Genomic DNA, 21,937 nt, shown 5'->3' on the forward strand with positions numbered 1-21,937 from the left:
CCATCGTTCTCCGGCGGCACGACGCAGCTTTGAGACCGGATCCGCGCGCAGAGCCCCCGTTGCGGCGCCGCACAGGATGGCCCCTGCCATTGCCGCCCACAGCATTTCCTGCGTGATCCCGTGCTTCAACGAGGCAGTCAATCTGCGCGAGCTGCTGCCCAGGCTCGAAGAGATTCTCTCGGCGACACACCTGAGCTGGGAGATCATCGTCGTGGACGACGGCAGCACGGACGACACGGTCGCCGTCGCCGCCGAATGGTGCCAGTTGTCGGGCTTTCGATGCATTTCGCTGTCTCGCAATTTCGGCAAGGAGGCCGCGCTCACGGCAGGATTGACGGCCGCGCGCGGCGATGCGGTAGTACTGCTCGACGGTGACCTGCAGCACTCTCCCTCCATGATCCATTCCATGGTGGCGCAATGGAACGAGGGCGCCGAGGTCGTCTATGCGGTTCGTCGCGAGCGCAGTGACGAAGGCACACTCAAGCGCTTCGGCGCGGGCCTGTTCTACAAGCTCGTCAACGCATCGGATCGATTCGCACTGCCCAGGAACGCCGGGGACTTCCGCCTGATGGATCGCAAGGTCGTGGACGCGCTCCTGAGCCTGCCCGAGCGAAGCCGCTTCATGAAGGGTCTCTACGCCTGGGTTGGTTTCAAGGCTGTCGCGCTGCCCTACACCCCGAGCCCTCGCGCAAGCGGTGTCAGCCGCTTCAACGCGATACGACTCTTCAATCTCGCCGTCGACGGACTCACATCGTTCACGACCTGGCCGCTTCGCATGGTGAGCGTTGTGGGGCTGCTGCTGGCGGTGCCTGCATTCGCCTACGGCACGTTTCTTGTCGCGGATCACCTTTTGGTGGGCAATGCGGTTTCGGGCTGGACGACCATCGTGGTCAGCCTGATGTTCTTCATCGGCATACAGATGATCTCGACCGGCATCGTCGGCGAATACGTCGCCCGCATCTTCGAAGAGGTCAAGGGGCGGCCTTTGTATGTGATCAGTGACGAGCGGGGCACGGGCCTCCACGCGGAGCGCCCATGAAGAGCCTTCGCACCCGCGCCGTCGACATGCAGTCCGTGTGGTTGGTGGCCGGGGTGTTCGCATGGCTCGCCGCCACGGCGTGGTTCAGGCCACTCATGGCACCCGACGAAGGGCGCTACGTCGGGGTTGCGGCCGCGATGTTGCGCTCCGGTGACTGGGTGGTGCCCCGCCTGGATGGCCTGCCCTTCTTCCACAAGCCGCCACTTTTCTACTGGATCAGCGCTGGCACGATGGCGCTGCTGGGTGGCTCCGAATGGGCCGCAAGAATGCCGTCGCTCATCGGCGCGGCGCTGGCGGCGGCCGCGCTCTTCATGTTCCTGCGCCGATGGTCGACATTGGCGCAGGCGGGTCTGTCGGTCGCCGTGCTCGTCACCACGCCCTTCTTCTACCTCGGCGCCCAGTTCGCCAACCTCGACATGCTCGTCGCAGGCTGCATCTCCGCAACCTTGCTGTCGGCCGCCTCGGCCGCCTTGGCCCGGGAGTCGCAAATGGCCTGGCGTGCGCCGCTGGCCGGCGCATTTCTGTTCGCCGCGCTGGGGGTGCTTGCAAAAGGACTGATCGGCCTCGTGCTGCCCGGAATGATCTACGTCGCATGGTGCGCCACGACGCACCACCGACGGGCGCTGCGCCTGATGGCCTGGCCGCCCGGCTGGGCCATCCTGCTCGCAGTGGCGGGGCCGTGGTTCGTCGTCATGCAGAGCCGGTATCCGGGCTTTTTCGACTACTTCGTCGTGACGCAGCATTTCAGGCGCTTCGCTGCCTCCGGGTCGTTCAACAACCAGCATGCGTTCTGGTTCTATCTGCCGGTGATCGCAGGCCTGACCTTGCCATGGTTCGGCTGGCTCCTTGCCGCGCGATGGCGCGGCCAGGAAGGACGACCCGCGCTGTCCGACGTCGACTGGCTCATGCTGCTCTGGTGCGCGGGCATCGTGGTGTTCTTCTCCTTGCCGCGCTCCAAACTCATTGGCTACGTACTGCCGGCGCTGCCACCGCTGGCCTACCTGATTGCTCGAGGGGCATCGGCTGCGACCGCGATCACGCGCCGCCGCTGGACGACCGTCGGCTCAGCCTTGCTGTGCGTCGCGTGTGTCGTGGTGACCGCGAAGGTCGCCAGCCCGCCCGGCGCCCGGCTGAAACTTCCGCAAGGGCAGGTGGTAGGTGCGGACGACCAGGTGCTGATGCTCGACGCCTACTACTACGAGATCCCTTTCTACTGGGGCCTGAACAAGCCCGTGATGGTGTCCGGCGACTGGACGCCCGCACTGGTCGAGGCGCACGACAACTGGCGCAAGGAGCTGTACGACGCGGCGCAGTTCGAACCCGGGCACGGGGCCGAACGGCTGGTCGACACCGCTGCACTGCCAGGGGTGTTGTGCCGGCCCCGCGCCACATGGCTGATCGGTCCTTCCAACGCGCAGCTCGCCAATCCGTGGCTGGTGCGGGCGCAACTCGTCACGTTCAATGACCAGGCCGCAGTCTGGCGATTCGCCGGCAGTGCGCAGGGCGACCCGCATTGCCTGAGCCTGCCGACGGCAAGGATCACTGCAGCGCCGACCGGGGAGTCATCCTGAGCGCCGCGTCTCGTCATCTCTGCATTTGCGCGGATGACTTCGGCCTGGATGCCGGTGTGAATGCGGCGGTGTTCGATCTGGCCGAGCACGGCAAGATTTCGGCGACCAGTTGCATGGTGCGTCGCAGCGCCTGGCGCGCCGGCGTTCCCGGGTTGCGCGGCATGGACGCAGAAAAGATTGATATCGGACTTCACCTGGATCTCACCCGCCCTGGCTTTGAACGCGGCGCTGAACCCGGCTTGTTGAGCCTCATGGCCCGCAGCTACATGGGTTTTGCCGAGGCAGAAGTCCTGCGCTCGGAGATTGGCGATCAGCTCAACCGCTTCGAAGATGCACTCGGGCGGCCCCCTGCGTTCGTCGACGGACACCGGCACGTCCATCAGCTCCCGGTCGTGCGCGATGTCCTGCTCGACGAGATCGCCCACAGATTCTCAAACGGGTCTCCCTGGGTTCGCTGCACCGTGCCGGGTGCGATGCGCGGCATGGGCCGCCTGAAAGCGAATCTGATCTTTGCATTGGGCGGACATGCGACCCGTGACGCGGCAGCCCGACGTGGAATTTCCATGAGCAACCGCCTTCTGGGCGTCTATGACTTCAAGGGCAATGCAGAAGGCTATCGAAACCGAATGGGCGTCTGGCTCGAAGAATGCAGAACCGGTGATGTCCTGATGTGCCACCCTTCCCTTGGCGCCGCGTCGGAGGATCCGATCAGCAAGGCACGGCGACAGGAATACGCCGTTCTTCGCACCATCAGATACCCGTTGCGGACGCGTTCGGGCGCAGTGACCCTGACCCCGCTGTCGCGACTGCTCGCCGGGGACCAGGCAGGCCATGGTTAGCGGCGCTGCGGTCAGGTTCGCCGTTCTGTTTTGGGGCCTTGTCGTCTTCATGCCGGTCGGCGCCAACTATCTGGGTCTGGCCATCGTCTTGCTCGGGCTGGCAGGCGCTGGCGGCTATCGAGAACGCTTCGACCGGTTCAAGGCCAACCCGCTGGCCTGGCCCATCGCAGTCTTCGCCGGCTGGACGATAGTCGTGCTGGCATGCGGGCCGCACTATCCCGAGACGACCTCCAATCTCTGGCATGGCATGCGCATCGCCATCACGCTCGCCGTGGCGACGATGCTGTCTGTGGAGGAGGCCGCTTTCGGTCTTCACGGGTACCTGGCAGGCGCGTTGCTGGCGATCGTCGCGATGGTGTTGACGCACGTTGCAGGACTGCCGGACTTCCTGCTCTGGCACAACGTGGCGGTCATGAAGGGCAACAAGTCCATCAACGATGCGCTGCTGTTCGCGACCCTGGGCGCCTCATCCGCAGTATGGGCACTCGACTGGAGCGGGTCATGGCGTCGTGACGGGTACCGGCCGCTGTTGGCAGCAACTCTCACCGTCGGCACGGCCGTGATCGTCACACTGGCGCTGCCCTCCCGCACTTCGCTGCTGGCGCTGCTCGCGGCGGTATGTGCCGCCTGCCTGCACAAATGGCGGGGGCGTTGGCGAACGCTGACAGTCGCGCTGTGCGCGACCGCAGTGATCTCCGCTGCGCTGCTGTCGCAGGCACCCTCCGTCGAGCGGAAATTCAGGCTCGGCGTGACCGAGCTCGAAGCTGCGCGCGAGGGAACGGTGTCGGAAGGAAGTTGGGTGGTTCGCTTCTACATGTACCGGGAGACCACGCGAATGATGCTCGACAGGCCCTGGTCCGGCTGGGGCATCGGTGGCTGGACGCATGAATGGAAGCAGCGTGCGCCGGAACTGCTGGCCGACTACAACATGCCCCACAACGATTTCCTCTGGATGGGGGCGCAGGCCGGCGTGCCCGGCATGCTAACGCTCGTGGCGATCTTCATGGCCGGCCTGCGGACGGCATGGCAGCGGCGCGATCACACAGGCCGAATGGCGCTGGCCGCGATGGTGATTCTTTTGACGGCGACCTGCGTCAACTCGGCCATGCGCGATGCCGCGATCGGACTCAGCCTGCCGTGGATCGTCTTTCTGTACCTTCGCCGGGTTCAGTAACCCTTCCTCCAACCGCGGCAGCCAGACCTCAACGATCACGGCACGAACACGTCGCCGGTGCGCGGCAGCCACACTTCGATCGCATCGGGCGCGCCCTGGATCGATTTGGGCAGGCGCTTGATCACCCAGGGCTGCCCGGTCGGCGACGCGGCCGAGCGTACCAACGCGTTGGCGCACGCGCGCGCGGTCTCTTCGCCGATCAGCACGGTCGGCTCGTAGTAGCCCGTGGGCGGCGAGCGGCCGGCCCGGCGCGAGGTGCTGAGCACATCCTCGGTCGGCGGCACCGATGCCCCCAATGCGCGCCACGGCTCCCGCCAGTTGCGCACCTTGTCGCGCAGCCCGCGCCCGTAGGTCTGGATGTAGACCACCCTGCCGGTGCACACCCCGTCCGTTGCGGGGGCGGTGCTCTGGTTGACGTTGTTGGGCAGCCCGAGCCCATAGGGCGGATTCGCCCCTGCATCGGTGCCTGCGGCGCTGCCAGGGGCCGGCGGTGGCGCGACAGTCACCACCGATGCAGGGGCATCCGGCCGTGCGATGAGGTCGCGCAGCCACACCACGACTGGCGACGGCACCGGCAAGGTGCCGCTGCAGTTTTCCTTGGAGGCCGTCTGGCCCGTGTAGTCGCGCGCCCAGTAGCGCGGCACGCAGGGCGGCGCGACCACGGGCTGCAGGCAGTCGATGCCGTTGCCCGCGTCGAGCAGTTGCCTGCAGGCCGGCGCGCGCTGGTCTTCCGCATCTTTGGCGCAGGCCGCCTTGGCATCGTCGACGATGCGCACCGAGAGCCTGAACTTGGCCATGAAGTTATCGCGGCCTTCGCGGCACAACAGGTCGCCGGTGCGCAACAGCTCGGCCGCCAGCAAGGCCGGTGCGTCGCTGCCCACGCTCGCGGCGGTGCCGACGCGAAGACGCGCCCACAGTTGCGAGAGATCCTTGAAAGCCGCGTTCTCCGAGCGTTCGGCCTCGGCCCGCTGCACCCGCCACGTGTCGATGCCCTGCCAGGCGGCGACACCGAAGGTGGCGGCGGTGCCGAGCCCGACCGTCGCGGTGACCGCGCCGGCCCGGATCACGCGTGCCTGCAGCCGGCTCACCGTGGCGACCACGGCGGTGGCCGTGCTGCCACTGCCATTGCCGTTGGCCGCGCCGGCCGGCGGCGACGCCACGGCATGGATCTGCCCGTCGTCCGGCACGAACAGCCCCGGCGCGCCGAGCGCCACCTTGTCGAGCAGTTCGCCCTCGAGCCGCGTGCCGATTTCGGCGCCGAGCCGGAAGTAGCTTTCCCACTGGGCTTCATCGAAAAACTGGTCGGTGGTCGGCTGCTGCGGAAACAGCGGGTTCGCGGCCTTGAAGTTCACCAGGTCCACCGGCAGCGAGGCCGACACATTGGGCTTGACCAGCACCAGCTGCCCGGTGGCGCCGCTCGCATAGCGCACCTGCGCGAGGGCCAGGCAAGCCTGGCTGCTGGGCGAGGCCAGATCGTTGAGCGAGCCGAAGGCTTCGAGCGGCTGCCAGTCGGCGCCGGGTCGCGGCTTCATGAAGGTGATCTCGGCGTTCAGGTCGATGCGGGCGCGGCGGATCAGGTTCTCGAGGTCGCAGAAGCGGTAGTCGGGATCGGCGCCGCAATCCGCAATCACGATCAGCGCGGCCTGTTGCCGCAGCAGCGCGTAGGCACCGGTGTTCTCGAAATGGCCGCCGTCGCTCAGGTACCAGTTGGCCGAGCTGCTGCCCGGAAACGCGCCGAAGCATTCCAGCAGCATGAAGCGCGTTTTCATCAACAGCTTGCTGCCGCGCACGGCTGCGCCGCGCTGCAGGATGCCGGCATCGGCGCTGTTCCACCAGTAGCCCAGGCGCAGCCCCGCGAACACCGTGAGCGCCGCAATGCCGCGCTTGGTGAGCCGGCCCAGCCCAGGTGCAAATGCGGCGCCTGAAATCGCCGTCCACGCCCCCAGCGTCATGGCACCGTCGCCATGCGCCTGCGCCCAATCGGCGCCGCCGGCCTGCATCCAGCCCAGCGGGCCGATGGTCAGCGGCTGGCTCTTGCGATCCCGGTTGAACAGCTTCTGCCGGGTGTCGTGCGTCTGGTTGATGCACACGTTGGCCAGGTGCACCGGCCCGCCATGCAGGTGCGGCGCATAGCGCAGTTGCGGGATGTCGTCGTGCGCGTCGACCTCGCCCACCGGCACCTGCGGCGGCTGCAGTCCCGAGACCTCGTCGGTCGGGCTCGCGCCGAGCCGCCGCGCATTGGCCGCGCCGAGGTAGCCGCGCACGATGCGGGCCTTGTAGAACATATGCAGCGACGAGATGTTGAGAAACGCGAAGTTGGATCCGGTGAGCACCGCATAGGCGCCGATGACCGTGCCGATGGCGCCGAACCAGGCCCAGCCGCGCCAGAACTCGAGCCCCTGGGGCTGAAACACCGGCAGCAGCACCGCCGCATACATCACCCCGATCCACCAGGCCGCCAGGCAGAAGGCCAGCGCCAGCCCGAGCAGGCTGGCGAGCGTGAGCATCAGGTTCTTGCCGATGCCGGGCGCCTGCTGCTTCTGCGACAACAGCATGGGCAGCACGGCGCGCAAGCCGGCTGCCGCGACCAGAAGCACCGCGCCGTAAGAGGCGCGCTGCCCCTGGTTCTCCGCGGCCAGCCACCAGGCACTGCGATCGAGCAGGCCGAGCAGCCCGATCAGCAGCGTGGTGTTGAGCACCGACGCCAGCGCCTCGGTCAGTTCGTTGCGCTGCTGCGCCGCGGTGCGACGGCGACTGCGCCAAAGCACCCAGAGCAGCGCCACCACCCAGCACAGCGCGAAGCCGACGAACAACGGCGTCAGCCAGCGCGGGCCGCTGGCCAGTTCGACCAGCATCGGGCCGAGCTGGCAGGCGCCGATGATCAGCACGCACCACATGCCGATCTGCCCCCACAGGAAGGCGCTTGACGGCTTGTCGCGCACCGACCAGTAGGCACAGGCCAGCACCATCGACGCAACGAACGGCCCCACGGCCGCAAACCACAGCGTGGGCAACTGCGTCGCCCCCTGCACCAGCAGGCTGATGGTGGCCTGCGCCGTGGTCGGCTGAATGTTGTTGAGATCCACCGCGCGAAACACCGCGTCCCACATCAGCAGGTTGGTTGCGGCCAGAGCCAGGCCGATCAGGCTGGCGGCGATCGCGATCTCGATGTGCGTGCCCAGCAGGTTGCGCAGGTAGAGCGCGGCCGCGAACAGCGTGTCGCGCAGGCCGCCAGGAATCAGGTAGCGCCCGTTGCCGCGCAGCCACCAGCCGAAGCGTGCGCGGTCGACGTCGCCCATCGCGCGCTCGATGTCGCGCACCTCGTCGGCCGACTTCGCGTCGCTGCACAGGCGGCCGAGCGTGGCGCCGGTGTAGCCGCCGCCCGAGACGGTCGAAACGATGTCGAACTTGAGCAACTGCCGCCGCGCCGCCAGCGACTTGAGCAGCCCCAGGCAGAAGGTCGCGCTGCGGATGCCGCCCCCCGACAGCGCCAGGCCCCAGGGGCGATGTCCGTCGTCGACCCCATGCAGCGCCTCGCGGCGCGTCCTGACCAGCTCTCGAAGCGTCTCGTCCATCCGGCTCCTCGGTGTCGAGTGTGAAATATTTCACGGTCGACAGAGGGTGGCAATTTGGCGGATGGTCTATGGCACAGGTAGGGGTGACAGGCCCTCTTGCGGGTCAGGCTCACCCGTCAACGCCACGCACTCACCTCCAGCCGCACCTTGCCCGAAATGCCGGGTGCGGCCGGCGCGGCGCCCAGGGTCGACAGCGGCACCACAAACTGCAGCTTGCCGTCGATCACTTCCTGGTAGCTGATCGGCAGGGTGGCGCGGCCGGCGGTGTCGGTTTGCCAGCCGTACTGCACCTGCCACTTTTTCGCCGGGTCGGCGGCCGTCGGCGGCGCGATCTCGATCACCAGGGTGTCGCGGAACAGCGAGCTGCCTTCGTAGTGGCCATCGACCCAGAACTTCTTGTTGACCTGGTAGTCGGGCACGCGCACGCCGAGTGTCATCGCGTAGGCCAGGGTCGGGCGATCCTGCTTCACGCGCGCCTTGTTGGCGAGGAACACGGTCGACAGATAGATCGAGCGCTTTTCCGGCGTCGCTGGGTTGGTCAGTTCCTTGTGGGTGCGGCAGGCAGGCGAATCTTCTTCGGCGATGCGCCGGCTGAGGTACCAGCGCTTGCCGCGCGGCGCGGCCAGCAGTTCGACCTGATAGAGCGCGTCGACATCGGCATCCTTCGGAATGTCGGGCGGCAGGCTGACGCCGTCGACGTCGAACCACAGGTCAACCCGAACGTCGCCGAACAGGAAGCGCACCAGGTTCTGGTAGGCCTCTTCCGAGTTCACGATGCCGAAGTAGCCAGAGTGCGAACGGTAGGTGTAGGCGGTGGCCACCGGGCGCGCCTGGCCGGCCTTGTCGCGCGACCAGAGCGATGCATTCTCGATGCGGACCAGCCCGTCGCTGCCGTGGCCCGCGAACATGCGCGACAGCCCCTTGGCCACCTCGTAGTCACCGCGGTTGGAGCCGACCATGCAGAAAAACCGCTCTGGTGGAAACGCGTTGGGGGGCAGATAGTCCATGCGGCCGTCGACCGCCGGCGTGGCCAGAAACTCGGCCATCTTGTCGCGGTTAAAGGTGTTCATCTCGTTCACCGTGAGCCAGCCAGGCACGTTGATGCCGCCCACCTCGATGCCGTTGTGGGGCGTGGCATAGGTGAACACCTTGTCGACACAGGCGCGCGCTGCGGCGTCGCCAAGCGCCGGGTTCTGCAAGAAGGCACGCACCACGAGCCCGCCCATCGAATGGGCGACCAGATAGCAGCGAAAGCCTTCGGGCCCCGGCGGGCCTTCGCGCGTGGCGACCAGTTCCTTCACGCGCAGGATCAGCTGGCTTAGCCCCTGCGCATAGAACTTGACGTCGCGTGCGCTGCCGTCGCCGAGCAGCCCGGAGCCGGCGTCGTAGTAGCGGTAGATGATCACCGAGGCTGCGGCAATGCCCTCCACGTCCCTGCCGGTTTCGTCGGGCGAGGGCTTCCAGTCTTCGTCGAGGATGTCGAGCCCGTTCTGGTAGACGCTGCGGTACTGGTAGTCGGCCAGGAGCCGCACCACCGGCGACTCGAACACGAACTTCTGCGCGGGCGCCTTTTTGTCAACCGTGGCGCGGTAGACGGTGGAGCCGACATTGAAGCCGCAGAACGGATCGGCCGCCGTTTCGTCGCGCTCCGACTCGGTCATCGCATAGCCGCGCACATAGATGATGGGGTAGCGCCTGTCGCTCATGGTGTCTGTCTCCTTCGACGGTGCCGCGCGCCTCGCGGCCGAGCCCGACTGTGCCGGCCATGCCCCAAGGCCGCCATAGCGCGCAAGGCTTAGGACGCCCGGCCAGTCGGCCGCGCTCCTACAGCGCACGACGCTCTGCACCGACGGTTGGCCGACGAGGCGCCAACTAGCGTCAGTTCGCCGCCCACGAAGAGACAAGAGACAACGACATGCTTGCCCCCACCACCGACGATCCGCTCGTCCGGCTGCAACAACAACACGGCCGCAGCCTCACGCTGGCGCACTTGGTTGCCGCCGGCCTCGATCAGCTGCCGCTGCCCGGATCGGGCCGCACCCTCGCCCGCTGGCAACGACTCGCTGCCGTGGCGGCACACGACCTGCCGCTGGTCAAGCTGTTCGAAGGCCACACCGACGCGATCGCGATCCTGGCCGAACTCGACGGCCCAACGCCTGCACCCGGCACCCGCTGGGGCACCTGGTGCGCCGAACCGCCTGACGCGCGGCTGGCGTTTGCGCCACTGGGCGACGGGCCTGAACTGCGCATCGACGGCACCAAGGCCTGGTGCTCGGGGGCGCCGAGCGTGACCCATGCGGTGGTCAGTGGCTGGAACCTGGAGGGCGAACCGTGCCTGGCGACGGTGGCGCTCGGCCAGCCCGGCGTGCGGGTCACCCACAACGGCTGGAAGGCGGTCGGCATGGCGGCGAGCGAAAGCGTCGACGTGCAGTTCGACAACGCACGCGGCCTGCAGGTCGGCGCGCCCGGCGACTACACGCGGCGCCCGGGCTTCTGGCAAGGCGGTGCCGGCATTGCGGCCTGCTGGTTCGGCGGCGCGCTGGGGATCGCGACCATGACACGCGACCTTTCGCGCGGCGCGAGCGACCCGCACCGTCTCGGCCATCTGGGCGCGATCGACGTGGCCATGGCAGGTGCAGCCGCGCTGTTGCGCGAGGCGGCTGCAGCCATCGACGCGCAACCCGGTGCCAACGTGCAGGCACTGACGCTGCGCACGCGCCTGGCGATCGAGGCGGCAGCCGAATCGGTGCTGCGCCATGCCGGCCGTGCGCTCGGCGCCGGCCCGCTGTGCCGCAACGAACGCTTCGCGCATGCGATGGCCGACCTCCCGGTGTTCATGCGCCAGAGCCATGCGGAGCGCGATCTCGCCGCCCTTGGTCAGTGCCTGACCAACACCACGCAGGCCCTGTCATGGCGGCTGTGATGGACAACGACCGCCTGATCGACAGCGGCGAAGGCACCCCCGAAACGGATTGGCTGGCCTGGCCGGGTTTGGCGAGCATGGCGTCGCTGACGGCAGCAGCACTCGTGCCCGATGGCGCGCGGGCCGTGGTCGTCGCGCCGCACCCGGACGACGAAGTGCTTTCCGTCGGCGGGTTGCTCGCGCAACTCGCCGCGCTCCACCGCGAGATCTGCATCGTTGCCGTGACCGATGGCAGCGCCAGCCATCCCGGCTCCAGCGAATGGCCGGCCGACCAGTTGGCACGCATCCGCCCGATCGAAAGCCGGCGTGCGCTGCAACGGCTCGGCGTACCCCAAGCACCCGTGCGGCTCGACCTGCCCGATGGCGGGCTGCAAGCGCTGCGCAGCCTGCTGGCCGATCGCCTGTTGCCGTTGCTGCGCCCGAGCGATGTGGTCTTCACCACCTGGCGCATGGACGGCCACCCCGACCACGAGGCGTGCGGCCACGCCTGCGCCTTCGGGGCGGCGCGCGTCGGTGCCCGGCTGGTCGAGGTGCCGGTATGGGCCTGGCATTGGGCCCGGCCCGGCGACGCCCGCATGCCCTGGCGGCGCGCGCGGCGCGTCGCGCTCGGCGCCGATGCGGTGCGTTGCAAGCGTCAGGCAGTTCAGGCCTTCACGAGCCAGTTGGCGTTCGACCCTTCCACCGGCGCCGGACCGATCCTGCGCAACAGCACGGTCGCGCGCGCGGTGCGGCCGTTCGAGGTGCTGTTCGCATGAGCGACAAGAAGGGCTACTTCGAAGGCATGTACGGCGCGGACGAAGACCCGTACGCGCTGCGCACCCGCTGGTACGAACAGCGCAAGCGCGCCGTGCTGATGGCCGCGCTGCCGCGCGCGCGCTATTCGCGGGCCTACGAGCCGGGCTGCGGCGCGGCCGAACTCACAGCGGAACTCGCGCAGCGCTGCGACACCGTGCTGGCGAGCGATTTTTCCGAACATGCCCTGGCGGTGGCCCGCCGTCGTACCGCCGGCCTGCTCAATGTGCAGATCGTGCAGCAGCAGTTGCCGGTCGACTGGCCGCGCGACGCTGCGCCGTTCGACCTGATCGTGCTCAGCGAGGTCGGCTACTTTCTGGATGCACAGGCGATGCAGCAACTTGCCGAAGAATGCGATGCGTCGCTCGCCGCCGACGGCACGCTGGTCGCCTGCGACTGGCGACCCGACTTCGCGGAACGCGCCTTGCCGACCGCGCAGGTGCATGCCGCACTGGCCGGGCTCGGCCTGGCCCGGCTCGTCCTCCACGACGAAGCCGACTTCCTGCTGCAGGTCTGGTGCCGCGCCCCGCACTCGGTCGCGCAGCGCGAGGGCGTCCGGTGATCGGCATCGTCATTCCGGCCCACAACGAGGCCGCGTACATCGGCGCCACGCTCGGCGCGGTGCGGCTGGCTGCGACGCATGCAGATCTCGGCGGCGAGCCGGTGCGCACGGTGGTGGTGCTCGACAGCTGCAGCGACGCCACCGCCAACGTTGCGAGGCAGCACGACGTATGCACGCTCGAAGTGTCTGCGCGCAACGTCGGCCGCGCGCGCGCGGCCGGCGCCCAATGGCTGCTGGACGAGGGCGCGCGTTGGCTGGCCTTCACCGATGCCGACACCATCGTCTCGCCGCAATGGCTGGTGCACCAGCTCGCGCTCGGCGCCGATGCGGTGTGCGGCTCCGTCAGCATCGATGACTGGTCACCGCACGCCGAACACGACGCGTTGATTCGCACGCACTTCGCGCGCACCTACACCGACGCGGACGGGCACCGTCACATCCATGGCGCCAACCTCGGCGTGTCGGCCGAGGCGTACCGCCGTGTCGGCGGCTTCGCGCCGCTGGCCTGCAGCGAAGACGTTGCGCTGGTGGCCGCGCTGGAGCAGGCCGGTGCGCGCATCGCGTGGAGCGCAGCGCCACGCGTGGCGACCAGCGCACGCAAGGACGCACGGGCGCGTGGCGGCTTTGGCGACGCACTGCTGGCCGCGATCGCGGCCGGCCTGGCTGCCACGGAACAACCGCTGGCAGCCTGAAACCATCGAAGAGGCGCTTTTGGGTAAGCTGCTGCGACCTGAGCCCATCCGCCACTTCCATGCTCCTTGCCCCACTCGCCGCACGCCTTCTCCTCATCGTCACGGCCGGCCTGCTCGTTGCAGGCTGCAGCAACACCAGCGGCTGCGAGGCACGCTACGCGGCGTCGCCGCAGTTCAAAGGCTGCACCTTCCAGAACCTGCCCAACCCGGAGGTCCTGCCCTCGGCCGGCAGCTGGAAGATCTGGTCGCGCTTTCTCTTTGCCGGCAAGGTCGACACGGTCCCGGTCGATCCGATCCCGGTGCAGCCGCTGACCACCGCGCAGCTCGAGGCGCTCGACCCCCAGGCCAACCATGTGGTGCGCCTGGGCCACTCGTCGCACCTGCTCAAGCTGCGCGGCAAGTTCTGGCTGATCGATCCGGTGTTCGGCGAGCGCGTCTCGCCCTTCAGCTTCGTCGGGCCTCGGCGCTTTCACAAGCCGCCGCTCAGGCTGGAACAGCTGCCGCCGATCGAGGGCCTGATCCTTTCGCACGACCACTACGACCACCTGGACGTGCCGACCATCGAGTACCTGGCGAAGCGGGTGCAGCGCTACTTCGTGCCTCTGGGCGTGAAAGCCCGGCTGCTCGAGATGGGCGTGCCGCCCGAGCGCATCGAGGAATTCGACTGGTGGCAAGCCGGCGCGCACGACGGCGTGCAGCTCACCGCCGCGCCGTCGCAGCATTTCTCCGGACGCACGCTGAACGACCGCGACCGCACGCTCTGGGCCTCGTGGGTGATCCAGAGCGGTACGCAGCGCATCTTCTACAGCGGCGACTCGGGCTACTTCGGCGGCTTCAAGCAGATCGGCGAGCGCTTCGGCAGCTTCGACCTGGCGCTGATGGAGAACGGCGCCTACGACGCCTACTGGCCCGCGGTGCACATGACGCCCGAGCAGACCGTGCAGGCCTTCCGGGACTTGCGCGGCAAGGTGCTGTATTCGGTGCACAACAGCACCTTCGACCTGGCCTTCCACACCTGGCACGACCCCCTGGACCGCATCGCGGATCTGTCGGCAGCGCAGCAGATCGAGCTGGCCACGCCGGTGATCGGCGAAGTCCTGACAGTGGGTGCGTCGCGCAAGAACGTGCGCTGGTGGGCAGGACTCAAATGACTCAGCGTTGCTGGCGCCGCTCGCGTGCACGCCGAACCTGGCGGCTCTGCACGGCTTCGGCCATCGCACGTTCGCGCGCGGCCTTTTTCTCGCGCCGGCCACGCGACAGCCAGCGGCCGACCAAGAAGCTGGCCAGGCCGCTGACCACGGCGATCACGATGGCGAGGGTTCCGACTTCCATCACTGCACCCGCACGATGCTGGCCGGCTTGAAGCCGAGGTCGGCCGCCTTGCCCTTGCGCGCGCGGGCGGCGCGTGCGTTGTTCAGCGTGCGGATCTCCAGCGCTTCTTCGCGCTCCTTGCCGCCGCGGCCGATGCCTTCGATCTTCACGCTGCGCGTGTAGGCCGCCGCGCCCGCGAGCGTGTCCTTGGCTTCAAGGTCGATCAGCGTCAAGCCGCGACCGCCCTTCGGCAGGCTTTTCAGTTCGCTGATGTCGAAGGTCAGGATGCGGCCGCCGGTCGAGGCGCAGGCCACGTGCGTCGCGGCCGGCAGCGGCTCGGCGCCGCCCGCGCCGCTGACCAGCGACGGCCGGCACAACTGCTCGCCTTCGCCCACGTCGATGAACGCCTTGCCCCCGCGCTGGCGCGAGATCATGTTCTCGACTGCGGCGATGAAGCCGTAGCCGCCGGTGTTGGACAGCAACAGGTTCGCGCCGAGCGGCCCAGCGAAGTAGTGCGCCACGTGCGTGCCGCTGTCGAGGTCGATCAGCGTGGTCACCGGCTGGCCATCGCCGCGGCCACCCGGCAGCGAGGCCACCGCCACGGTGTAGACGCGCACGCCCTTGTCCTTGGCAGTGCCGAACACCAGCAGCGTGTCGACCGTGCGGCATTCGAAAGCGCCGTACAGCGCATCGCCGGACTTGAAGCTGTATTCCGGCGCGGGCGCACCGGCGGCACGCTCGCTGGCCCAGCCCTTCTGCGCACGCACCCAGCCCTTCTGCGACACGATCACGGTGACCGGCTCGTCCACCACCTTGACCTCGGCCACGGCGCGCTTCTCGGCCTGGATCAGCGTGCGGCGCGGGTCTTCGAAGGTCTTGGCGTCTGACTCGATTTCCTTTACCAACAGGCGGCGCAATGTGGCCGGGCTGCCGAGAATGTCTTCGAGCTTCTTCTGGTCTTCGCGCAGGCCTTTGAGCTCCTGCTCGATCTTGATCGCTTCGAGCCGCGCGAGCTGGCGCAAGCGGATTTCAAGAATGTCTTCGGCCTGGCGATCGCTCAGGTTGAAGCGTGCGATCAACGCGGCCTTCGGGTCGTCCGCCGCGCGGATGATCGCGATCACCTCGTCGATGTTGAGCAGCACCAGCTGCCGCCCTTCGAGGATGTGGATGCGGTCCAGCACCTTGTCGAGCCGGTGACGCGAGCGCTTTTCGACGGTGATCTCGCGGAACGCGATCCACTCGTTGAGCATCTGGCGCAGCGACTTCTGCGTGGGCTTGCCGTCGATGCCGACCATCGTGAGGTTGATCGGCGACGAGGTCTCGAGCGAGGTCTGCGCCAGCAAGGTGGTGATGAAGTCCTCCTGGCTGATGCGCGAGGTCTTCGGCTCGAACACCAGGCGCACAGCCGCGTCCTTGCTGGACTCGTCGCGCACCACGTCGAGCATCGAGAGGATGGCGGCCTTGAGCTGGGTCTGCTCGGCCGAGAGCGCCTTCTTGCCTGCACGCACCTTCGGGTTCGTGAGCTCCTCGATTTCCTCGAGCACCTTCTGCGTGCTGACACCGGGCGGCAGTTCGTTGACCACGAGCTGCCATTGCCCGCGCGCGAGGTCTTCGATCTTCCAGCGTGCGCGCACCTTGAGCGAGCCGCGGCCGGTGCGGTATGCCTCGGCGATGTCGGAGGCCGCGCTGATGATCTGCGCGCCGCCCGGATAGTCGGGGCCAGGCACCATGGCAAAGAGTTCTTCTTCACTCAGCTTGCCATTGCTCTTGATGAGCGCGACGCAAGCGTCGGCGATCTCGCGCAGGTTGTGGCTCGGGATCTCGGTGGCCAGGCCGACCGCGATGCCGCTCGCGCCGTTGAGCAGCGTGAAAGGCAGGCGTGCCGGCAACAGGCGCGGCTCGATGGTCGAGCCGTCGTAGTTGGGAATGAAGTCGACCGTGCCTTCGTCGATCTCGTCGAGCAGCAGGCTGGTGATGCGGGCCAGCCGCGCCTCGGTGTAGCGCATGGCCGCAGCGCCGTCGCCGTCGCGGCTGCCGAAGTTGCCCTGGCCGTCGACCAGCGGATAGCGCTGCGAAAAATCCTGTGCCATGCGCACCAGCGCGTCGTAGGCGGCCTGGTCGCTGTGCGGGTGGAAGCGGCCCAGCACGTCGCCGACCACGCGTGCGCTCTTGACCGGCTTGGCACCGACCGTGCCGTTGGCGCCGCCGAAGCCCAGGCCCATGCGCGACATCGAATAGAGGATGCGGCGCTGCACCGGTTTCTGGCCATCCGACACGTCTGGCAGCGCACGGCCCTTGACCACGCTGAGCGCGTATTCGAGGTAAGCCTGCTGGGCGTAGTCGGCCAGCGTGATGCCGGTGCCGTCGTCGGGCGGCGGAAGGTCGAGCATCGGTCGGGAGGTATCGTCCATGGGTCTGTCTGTCGTCGGTTCTTCAAAAAATCGGGATCACTCGGCCGGCAGGCTCGGCAGGCTTGGCATGCGCGGCGCACCGTCGGGCGGCGGCAGATTGCCACGGCCCAGCGCGCCGCCCTGCGGCACCGCGAGCTCCATCCGGATGCGCCCCGGCAGCTTGCCGCCGCTGCGGCCCACGGCAATGCGCGCGCCGGGCTTGAGGTGGGCATAGAGCTGAAGCACCGTCTTCACGTAGTTCTGCGTCTCGCGGTAGTTCGGAATCTTGTTGCCGGCACGTTGCACCGCGCCCTCGCCCGCGTTGTATGCGGCCAATGCGAGTTCGATTTCGCCGGGAAACATCGCGATCAGGTCGCCCAGATAGCGGGAGCCGGCGGCGATGTTGATGCGCGGGTCGTAGAGCTTGCTCTCCAGCGAGCGCCGTTTGTCGGCCTGCACACCGTAGCGCTGCGCGGTCGCGGGCATCAGTTGCATGAGGCCGATCGCGCCCTTGGGCGACACGGCCTGGGCATCGAAACCCGACTCGGTGGCGATCAGGGCCTGCAGCAGTTCGTAGTCGATCGCATGGCGCTTCGAGGCGTCCTGCAGGGCGCTCTTGGCGCTCTTGTAGTTGGGTGACTTCTCGAACAGCGCGAGCAGCGTTTGCGATGCAGGCGGAAGCTTGCCGGTGCCGGCACCGAGCCCGCGGCCCGTCGGCGCCACGCCCTCGGCCGTGTCGAAGTTCTGGCCACCCCGAAAAAAGAGCTGGTAGCGCTCGTCGAGTTTTTCAGCCGCGAAATGCGCCACGCCCTTTTCGTCGACATAGCCGTAGATGTCGGCCGCCATCGCGCCTTGCTGCGAAATCAATAGCAGCAAGCCCAGGAACAGCGGACGGAAAAGGCCTGAAAGATTCACAAGATCGAGGGTCGCCTGATGGCGGGCTCAAACGTCGATTTCGACATCGTCGCCACGGAGCTCCATCAGATCACGTCTTGCGGCCGCTTCGCCTTTACCCATGAGCTTGGTGATCTCTCCCTGGGTCTGCGTGAAGTCGAGCCGGCCGAGCTGCACCTTGAGCAGGCGGCGCGTGTCGGGATTGAGCGTCGTTTCCCAGAGTTGTTCCGCACTCATTTCGCCCAGGCCCTTGAAGCGGCTGATGCTCCAGGCGCCTTCGCGCACGCCGTCCTTGCGCAATTTGTCGAGCGTGGCGACCAGTTCGCCCTCGTCCAGCGCATAGACCTTGGAGGCCGGCTTCTTGCCGCGCGCGGGCGCGTCGACGCGAAACAATGGCGGCTTTGCGACATAAACGTGGCCGGCTTCTATGAGTTTCGGAAAGTGCCGGAAGAACAGCGTGAGCAGCAGCACCTGGATGTGCGAGCCGTCCACGTCGGCATCGGAGAGGATGCAGACCTTGCCATAGCGCAGGCCGCTCATGTCGGGCTTGTCGTTCGGGCCGTGCGGGTCGACGCCTACGGCGACCGAAATGTCGTGGATTTCGGTGTTGGCAAACAGCCGGTCGCGCTCGACCTCCCAGGTGTTGAGCACCTTGCCGCGCAGCGGCAGGATCGCCTGCGACTCCTTGTCGCGGCCCATCTTGGCGCTACCGCCAGCCGAGTCGCCCTCGACCAGAAACACCTCGTTGTGGCTGATGTCCTTGCTCTCGCAATCGGTCAGTTTGCCCGGCAGCACGGCCACGCCAGAGCCCTTGCGCTTCTCGACCTTCTGGCCGGCCTTCTGGCGCGTCTGGGCCGCCTTGATGGCCAGCTCGGCGAGCTTCTTGCCGTAGTCGACGTGCTGGTTGAGCCACAGCTCGAGCGCGGGGCGCACGAAGCTCGACACCAGCCGCACCGCGTCGCGCGAATTCAGGCGTTCCTTGATCTGGCCCTGGAACTGCGGATCGAGCACCTTGGCGCTCAGCACATAGGAAGCGCGGGCAAACACGTCTTCGGGCAGCAGCTTCACGCCCTTGGGCAGCAGCGAGTGCAATTCGATGAAGCCCTTCACGGCCGTGAAGAGACCGTCGCGCAGGCCGCTTTCGTGCGTGCCGCCGGCGCTGGTTGGAATCAGGTTGACGTAGCTCTCGCGCACCGGCTGGCCGTCTTCGGTGAAGGCCACGCACCATTCGGCGCCCTCGCCTTCGGCAAAGTTGTCGGCGTTCTTGTCGGCATGGCCGGCGCCTTCGAACAGCGGGATCACCGGCTCGCCGTTGAGCGTCTGCATCAGGTAGTCGCGCAGGCCGCCCTTGTAGAGCCACTGCTGTGTCTCCATGGTCTTCTCGAACACGAGAGTGACGGTCACGCCCGGCATCAGCACCGCCTTGCTGCGCAGCAAGTGGGTCAGCTCGTTGATCGGCAGCGTCGGCGATTCGAAGTACTTGGCATCGGGCCAGGCGCGCACCGTGGTGCCCTGCTTGCGGTCGCGGGCGCCTTCGGCGTTGGCGCTGCCGCCGCTTTCCTGGGGCCGGATCTGCAGCGGCTCGATCACGTCGCCGGCCGAAAACGCGAGTTGCGCCACCGAGCCCTCGCGGTACGAGATCACTTCGAGCCGCTTCGACAGCGCATTGGTCACCGACACGCCCACGCCGTGCAGGCCGCCCGAAAAGCTGTAGGCGCCGCCCGAACCCTTGTCGAACTTGCCGCCCGCATGCAGCCGGGTGAACACCAGTTCGACCACCGGCGCCTTTTCTTCGGGGTGCAGGCCGAACGGAATGCCGCGGCCGTCGTCTTCGATGCTGACCGAGCCGTCGGTGTGCAGCGTCACCTTGATCTTCTTGCCGTAGCCCGCGAGCGCCTCGTCGGCCGCGTTGTCGAGCACTTCCTGGATGATGTGCAGCGGGTTGTCCGTGCGGGTGTACATGCCCGGGCGCTGCTTGACGGGCTCAAGGCCCTTGAGGACGCGGATCGAGCCTTCGGAATACGCTTGCGGAGTTGTCTTGCTGGGGGTTGCCATGGGGGCGGATTGTATGCGTCGCCCCATCGAAAACCTGTATGGGCATACAGATTCGACCCTGCCAGAAGGCCTTAGACGGGCATTGATGTGCTCCGGGCATCAATAGCGCGCAGATTCATCACCAATGACTGTCGCGCAGCCGTCGGCGCGCTGCGGCGCTTCCAGCTACATTGCCCGCATGACCGCCCCCGCCCGCCCCCTCCCGATCGCCCAGGTGCTGCTGTGCGGCGCCATGATCGTCACCCTCTCGATGGGCATCCGCCACGGCTTCGGGCTCTGGCTGCAGCCGATCACGCAGGCGCAGGACTGGAGCCGGCAAACCTTCTCGTTCGCGCTGGCCATCCAGAATCTTTCATGGGGCATCTTCGGCGTGTTCGCGGGCATGCTGGCCGACAAGTTCGGCGCATTCCGGGTGTTGATCGGCGGCGCGGTGTTCTACGCGCTGGGGCTGTTCGGCATGGCGCATTCGCCGACGCCGCTGCTCTTCACGCTGAGTGCGGGCGTGCTGATCGGCGCGGCGCAGGCAGGCTCGACCTATGCGGTGATCTACGGCGTGATAGGGCGGCAGATTCCGGCCGAGCGGCGCTCGTGGGCCATGGGCGTGGCGGCAGCGGCCGGCTCGTTCGGGCAGTTCCTGATGGCACCCATCGAGGGGTGGCTGATCGGCCACCTGGGCTGGCAGACGGCGCTCGCCGTGCTGGCGGTGCTGGTGCTGGTGATCATCCCGCTGGCCTTCGGCCTGCGCGAACCGAGGACAGCAGCGCTGGCCGGGCACCGCGACCAGTCGGTGCTGCAGGCGGTTGGCGAGGCCTTCCGCTATCCGAGCTTCGGCCTGCTGATGGCGGGGTACTTCGTCTGCGGCTTCCAGCTGGCGTTCATCGGCATCCACATGCCGACCTACCTGCGCGACCGCAGCCTGTCGGCCGACGTGGCGGGCTATGCGCTGGCGCTGATCGGGCTGTTCAACGTGTTCGGCACCTACACGGTCGGGTTGCTGGGACAGACGCTGGCCAAGCGCAAGATCCTCGCGGCGATCTACTTCGCACGGGCCGTGTCGATCGTGCTGTTCCTGCTGGTGCCTATCTCGCCGCTCAGCGTGTATGTCTTCTCGGCGGCAATGGGCTTCCTTTGGCTGTCCACCGTGCCCGCGACCAATGCGATCGTGGCCGGCATCTTCGGCGTGGCGCATCTGTCGATGCTCAGCGGTTTCGTGTTTCTGAGCCATCAGGTCGGCTCGTTCCTGGGCGTGTGGCTCGGCGGCTACCTGTACGACACCACGGGCAGCTACGACATCGTCTGGTACATCGCGATCGCGTTGGGCGTGTTCGCGGCGCTGATCAACCTGCCGGTGAAGGAAGGCGAGATCGTGCGCGGCGCACCGCAACCGGCCACGGCATGACGTTGCAGACCCGCCACCGCCTCCTGCACGCCGGCGCCTGGCTGGCGGCTGCCGCGGCGCTGGGCGGCGTCTTTGCGCTTTATACGCGGCCCGCTTTTCTGGTGCGGATGGTCGACCAGATCTGGGCCTGCTTTTGAGCGAGCTGCACGGTTCGGGCGCGCCGTCCGCCTGGGTGGAGCGCTGGTCGCACCTGGTGCCGCCCGGCGGCACGGTGCTCGATGTGGCCTGCGGCGCCGGGCGCCACATGCGCTGGTTTGCCGAGCGCGGGCACGCCGTCACGGGGGTCGACCGGGCGCCGGAAGCGGTGGCCGCCGCTTCGCACTTCGGCCAGGTGCTGCAGGCCGACATCGAGGCCGGCCCGTGGCCATTTGCCGGCCGGCAGTTCGATGCGGTGGTCGTCACCCATTACCTCTGGCGCGCGCGGCTGCCCGACATCGTGGCGGCCGTGGCGCCGGGTGGCGTGTTGTTGTACGAAACCTTCGCCGCCGGCAACGAAACGGTGGGCAAACCATCGCGTCCCGACTTCCTGCTGCAGCCGGGTGAACTGCTGAGCGCCAGCGCCGGGCTGCGCGTCGTCGCCTACGAGGACGGCTTTCTTCCGGATCCCGAGCGCTTCGTCCAGCGCATCGCTGCGGTACGGCTGGCCGGCGCCTCGCCGCGCCACCTGCTCGGGGTGCCGTCGGCCAGTCATTAGAATGTCTGCTTTTCGTCCCATAAAGAG

The 21,937-nt window shown here is 67.7% G+C and carries 18 protein-coding genes; 12 read left to right on the plus strand and 6 right to left on the minus strand.

The genetic code is table 11. From position 1 onward, the window contains the following. Positions 1-76 precede the first annotated feature (76 nt). From ACSFA8_RS20945 to ACSFA8_RS20960, 4 genes are read left to right on the plus strand one after another with little or no spacing between them, the layout of a single operon-like run. A complete protein-coding gene (locus tag ACSFA8_RS20945; protein ID WP_435481506.1) occupies positions 77-1,039 on the plus strand; it encodes a glycosyltransferase family 2 protein in 963 nt (320 codons plus the stop codon). After that, positions 1,036-2,610 (plus strand): ArnT family glycosyltransferase, encoded by a 1,575-nt coding sequence (locus tag ACSFA8_RS20950; protein ID WP_435481405.1) that lies wholly within the window; start codon positions 1,036-1,038, stop codon positions 2,608-2,610. The genes ACSFA8_RS20945 and ACSFA8_RS20950 overlap by 4 nt, the downstream gene beginning before the upstream one ends. Beyond that, entirely contained in the window at positions 2,553-3,449 is an 897-nt protein-coding gene (locus ACSFA8_RS20955) for a ChbG/HpnK family deacetylase (protein WP_435481406.1), read from the plus strand. Before ACSFA8_RS20950 ends, ACSFA8_RS20955 begins: the two co-directional genes overlap by 58 nt. Next, positions 3,442-4,623, plus strand: coding sequence for an O-antigen ligase family protein (locus ACSFA8_RS20960; RefSeq protein WP_435481407.1), 1,182 nt, complete (start codon positions 3,442-3,444; stop codon positions 4,621-4,623). Before ACSFA8_RS20955 ends, ACSFA8_RS20960 begins: the two co-directional genes overlap by 8 nt. A gap of 35 nt (positions 4,624-4,658) precedes the next feature. Here ACSFA8_RS20960 and ACSFA8_RS20965 read toward each other — a convergent pair whose 3' ends face one another. Both ACSFA8_RS20965 and ACSFA8_RS20970 read right to left on the minus strand, forming a co-directional pair. Next, positions 4,659-8,198, minus strand: a complete 3,540-nt coding sequence (locus tag ACSFA8_RS20965) for a patatin-like phospholipase family protein (RefSeq protein ID WP_435481408.1) — start codon at positions 8,196-8,198, stop codon at positions 4,659-4,661. Between the two features lie 116 nt (positions 8,199-8,314). Further along, positions 8,315-9,904 (minus strand): esterase/lipase family protein, encoded by a 1,590-nt coding sequence (locus tag ACSFA8_RS20970; RefSeq protein WP_435481409.1) that lies wholly within the window; start codon positions 9,902-9,904, stop codon positions 8,315-8,317. Between the two features lie 209 nt (positions 9,905-10,113). On the opposite strand from ACSFA8_RS20970, the gene ACSFA8_RS20975 reads away from it, so the two are divergent. From ACSFA8_RS20975 to ACSFA8_RS20995, 5 genes are read left to right on the plus strand one after another with little or no spacing between them, the layout of a single operon-like run. Then, positions 10,114-11,121 (plus strand): acyl-CoA dehydrogenase, encoded by a 1,008-nt coding sequence (locus ACSFA8_RS20975; RefSeq protein ID WP_435481410.1) that lies wholly within the window; start codon positions 10,114-10,116, stop codon positions 11,119-11,121. Then, positions 11,121-11,876 carry a PIG-L deacetylase family protein gene (locus ACSFA8_RS20980; RefSeq protein ID WP_435481411.1) on the plus strand — a complete coding sequence of 252 codons (756 nt, stop codon included), beginning with the start codon at positions 11,121-11,123 and terminating at the stop codon, positions 11,874-11,876. Before ACSFA8_RS20975 ends, ACSFA8_RS20980 begins: the two co-directional genes overlap by 1 nt. After that, positions 11,873-12,475: a class I SAM-dependent methyltransferase gene (locus ACSFA8_RS20985; protein WP_435481412.1), complete on the plus strand. Its 603-nt coding sequence runs from the start codon at positions 11,873-11,875 to the stop codon at positions 12,473-12,475. The genes ACSFA8_RS20980 and ACSFA8_RS20985 overlap by 4 nt, the downstream gene beginning before the upstream one ends. Continuing rightward, positions 12,472-13,167, plus strand: a complete 696-nt coding sequence (locus ACSFA8_RS20990) for a glycosyltransferase family 2 protein (RefSeq protein ID WP_435481507.1) — start codon at positions 12,472-12,474, stop codon at positions 13,165-13,167. The genes ACSFA8_RS20985 and ACSFA8_RS20990 overlap by 4 nt, the downstream gene beginning before the upstream one ends. A 59-nt stretch (positions 13,168-13,226) precedes the next feature. Next, positions 13,227-14,318, plus strand: coding sequence for an MBL fold metallo-hydrolase (locus ACSFA8_RS20995; RefSeq protein ID WP_435481413.1), 1,092 nt, complete (start codon positions 13,227-13,229; stop codon positions 14,316-14,318). Position 14,319: 1 nt separating this feature from the next. Here ACSFA8_RS20995 and ACSFA8_RS21000 read toward each other — a convergent pair whose 3' ends face one another. The 4 genes from ACSFA8_RS21000 to ACSFA8_RS21015 all read right to left on the minus strand — a co-directional run bounded on the left by ACSFA8_RS21000 (position 14,320) and on the right by ACSFA8_RS21015 (position 19,817). Further along, the gene (locus ACSFA8_RS21000) at positions 14,320-14,499 is read right to left on the minus strand and encodes a hypothetical protein (RefSeq protein WP_435481414.1); all 180 of its coding nucleotides are present in this window, start codon (positions 14,497-14,499) and stop codon (positions 14,320-14,322) included. Further along, positions 14,499-16,889 (minus strand): DNA topoisomerase IV subunit A, encoded by a 2,391-nt coding sequence (parC, locus tag ACSFA8_RS21005; protein ID WP_435481415.1) that lies wholly within the window; start codon positions 16,887-16,889, stop codon positions 14,499-14,501. Before parC ends, ACSFA8_RS21000 begins: the two co-directional genes overlap by 1 nt. A gap of 36 nt (positions 16,890-16,925) precedes the next feature. Then, entirely contained in the window at positions 16,926-17,714 is a 789-nt protein-coding gene (locus tag ACSFA8_RS21010; RefSeq protein ID WP_435481508.1) for a lytic transglycosylase domain-containing protein, read from the minus strand. 96 nt (positions 17,715-17,810) lie between these two features. Beyond that, on the minus strand, positions 17,811-19,817 hold the full coding sequence (locus ACSFA8_RS21015; RefSeq protein WP_435481416.1) for a DNA topoisomerase IV subunit B: 2,007 nt from the start codon (positions 19,815-19,817) through the stop codon (positions 17,811-17,813). 178 nt (positions 19,818-19,995) lie between these two features. On the opposite strand from ACSFA8_RS21015, the gene ACSFA8_RS21020 reads away from it, so the two are divergent. Genes ACSFA8_RS21020 through ACSFA8_RS21030 form a run of 3 tightly spaced genes read left to right on the plus strand, consistent with a single transcriptional unit; the run spans position 19,996 to position 21,910 of the window. Then, positions 19,996-21,216 carry an MFS transporter gene (locus tag ACSFA8_RS21020; protein WP_435481417.1) on the plus strand — a complete coding sequence of 407 codons (1,221 nt, stop codon included), beginning with the start codon at positions 19,996-19,998 and terminating at the stop codon, positions 21,214-21,216. Continuing rightward, the gene (locus ACSFA8_RS21025) at positions 21,213-21,353 is read left to right on the plus strand and encodes a hypothetical protein (RefSeq protein WP_435481418.1); all 141 of its coding nucleotides are present in this window, start codon (positions 21,213-21,215) and stop codon (positions 21,351-21,353) included. The genes ACSFA8_RS21020 and ACSFA8_RS21025 overlap by 4 nt, the downstream gene beginning before the upstream one ends. A gap of 5 nt (positions 21,354-21,358) precedes the next feature. After that, on the plus strand, positions 21,359-21,910 hold the full coding sequence (locus ACSFA8_RS21030) for a class I SAM-dependent methyltransferase (RefSeq protein WP_435481509.1): 552 nt from the start codon (positions 21,359-21,361) through the stop codon (positions 21,908-21,910). The last annotated feature ends 27 nt before the right edge of the window (positions 21,911-21,937 follow it).

Origin of the sequence: Variovorax nitratireducens, assembly GCF_051216545.1 — a bacterium.
GTDB lineage: Bacteria > Pseudomonadota > Gammaproteobacteria > Burkholderiales > Burkholderiaceae_C > Variovorax.

What these genes read in the sequence shown, in the direction of transcription:
- ACSFA8_RS20945 (WP_435481506.1), top strand. Translation starts at nt 77, where the DNA reads ATGGCCCCTGCCATTGCCGCCCACAGCATTTCCTGCGTGATCCCGTGC.
- ACSFA8_RS20950 (WP_435481405.1), top strand. Translation starts at nt 1,036, where the DNA reads ATGAAGAGCCTTCGCACCCGCGCCGTCGACATGCAGTCCGTGTGGTTG.
- ACSFA8_RS20960 (WP_435481407.1), top strand. Translation starts at nt 3,442, where the DNA reads ATGGTTAGCGGCGCTGCGGTCAGGTTCGCCGTTCTGTTTTGGGGCCTT.
- ACSFA8_RS20965 (WP_435481408.1), bottom strand. Translation starts at nt 8,198, where the DNA reads ATGGACGAGACGCTTCGAGAGCTGGTCAGGACGCGCCGCGAGGCGCTG.
- ACSFA8_RS20970 (WP_435481409.1), bottom strand. Translation starts at nt 9,904, where the DNA reads ATGAGCGACAGGCGCTACCCCATCATCTATGTGCGCGGCTATGCGATG.
- ACSFA8_RS20975 (WP_435481410.1), top strand. Translation starts at nt 10,114, where the DNA reads ATGCTTGCCCCCACCACCGACGATCCGCTCGTCCGGCTGCAACAACAA.
- ACSFA8_RS20980 (WP_435481411.1), top strand. Translation starts at nt 11,121, where the DNA reads ATGGACAACGACCGCCTGATCGACAGCGGCGAAGGCACCCCCGAAACG.
- ACSFA8_RS20985 (WP_435481412.1), top strand. Translation starts at nt 11,873, where the DNA reads ATGAGCGACAAGAAGGGCTACTTCGAAGGCATGTACGGCGCGGACGAA.
- ACSFA8_RS20995 (WP_435481413.1), top strand. Translation starts at nt 13,227, where the DNA reads ATGCTCCTTGCCCCACTCGCCGCACGCCTTCTCCTCATCGTCACGGCC.
- ACSFA8_RS21000 (WP_435481414.1), bottom strand. Translation starts at nt 14,499, where the DNA reads ATGGAAGTCGGAACCCTCGCCATCGTGATCGCCGTGGTCAGCGGCCTG.
- parC (WP_435481415.1), bottom strand. Translation starts at nt 16,889, where the DNA reads ATGGACGATACCTCCCGACCGATGCTCGACCTTCCGCCGCCCGACGAC.
- ACSFA8_RS21010 (WP_435481508.1), bottom strand. Translation starts at nt 17,714, where the DNA reads ATGGCGGCCGACATCTACGGCTATGTCGACGAAAAGGGCGTGGCGCAT.
- ACSFA8_RS21015 (WP_435481416.1), bottom strand. Translation starts at nt 19,817, where the DNA reads ATGGCAACCCCCAGCAAGACAACTCCGCAAGCGTATTCCGAAGGCTCG.
- ACSFA8_RS21020 (WP_435481417.1), top strand. Translation starts at nt 19,996, where the DNA reads ATGACCGCCCCCGCCCGCCCCCTCCCGATCGCCCAGGTGCTGCTGTGC.
- ACSFA8_RS21025 (WP_435481418.1), top strand. Translation starts at nt 21,213, where the DNA reads ATGACGTTGCAGACCCGCCACCGCCTCCTGCACGCCGGCGCCTGGCTG.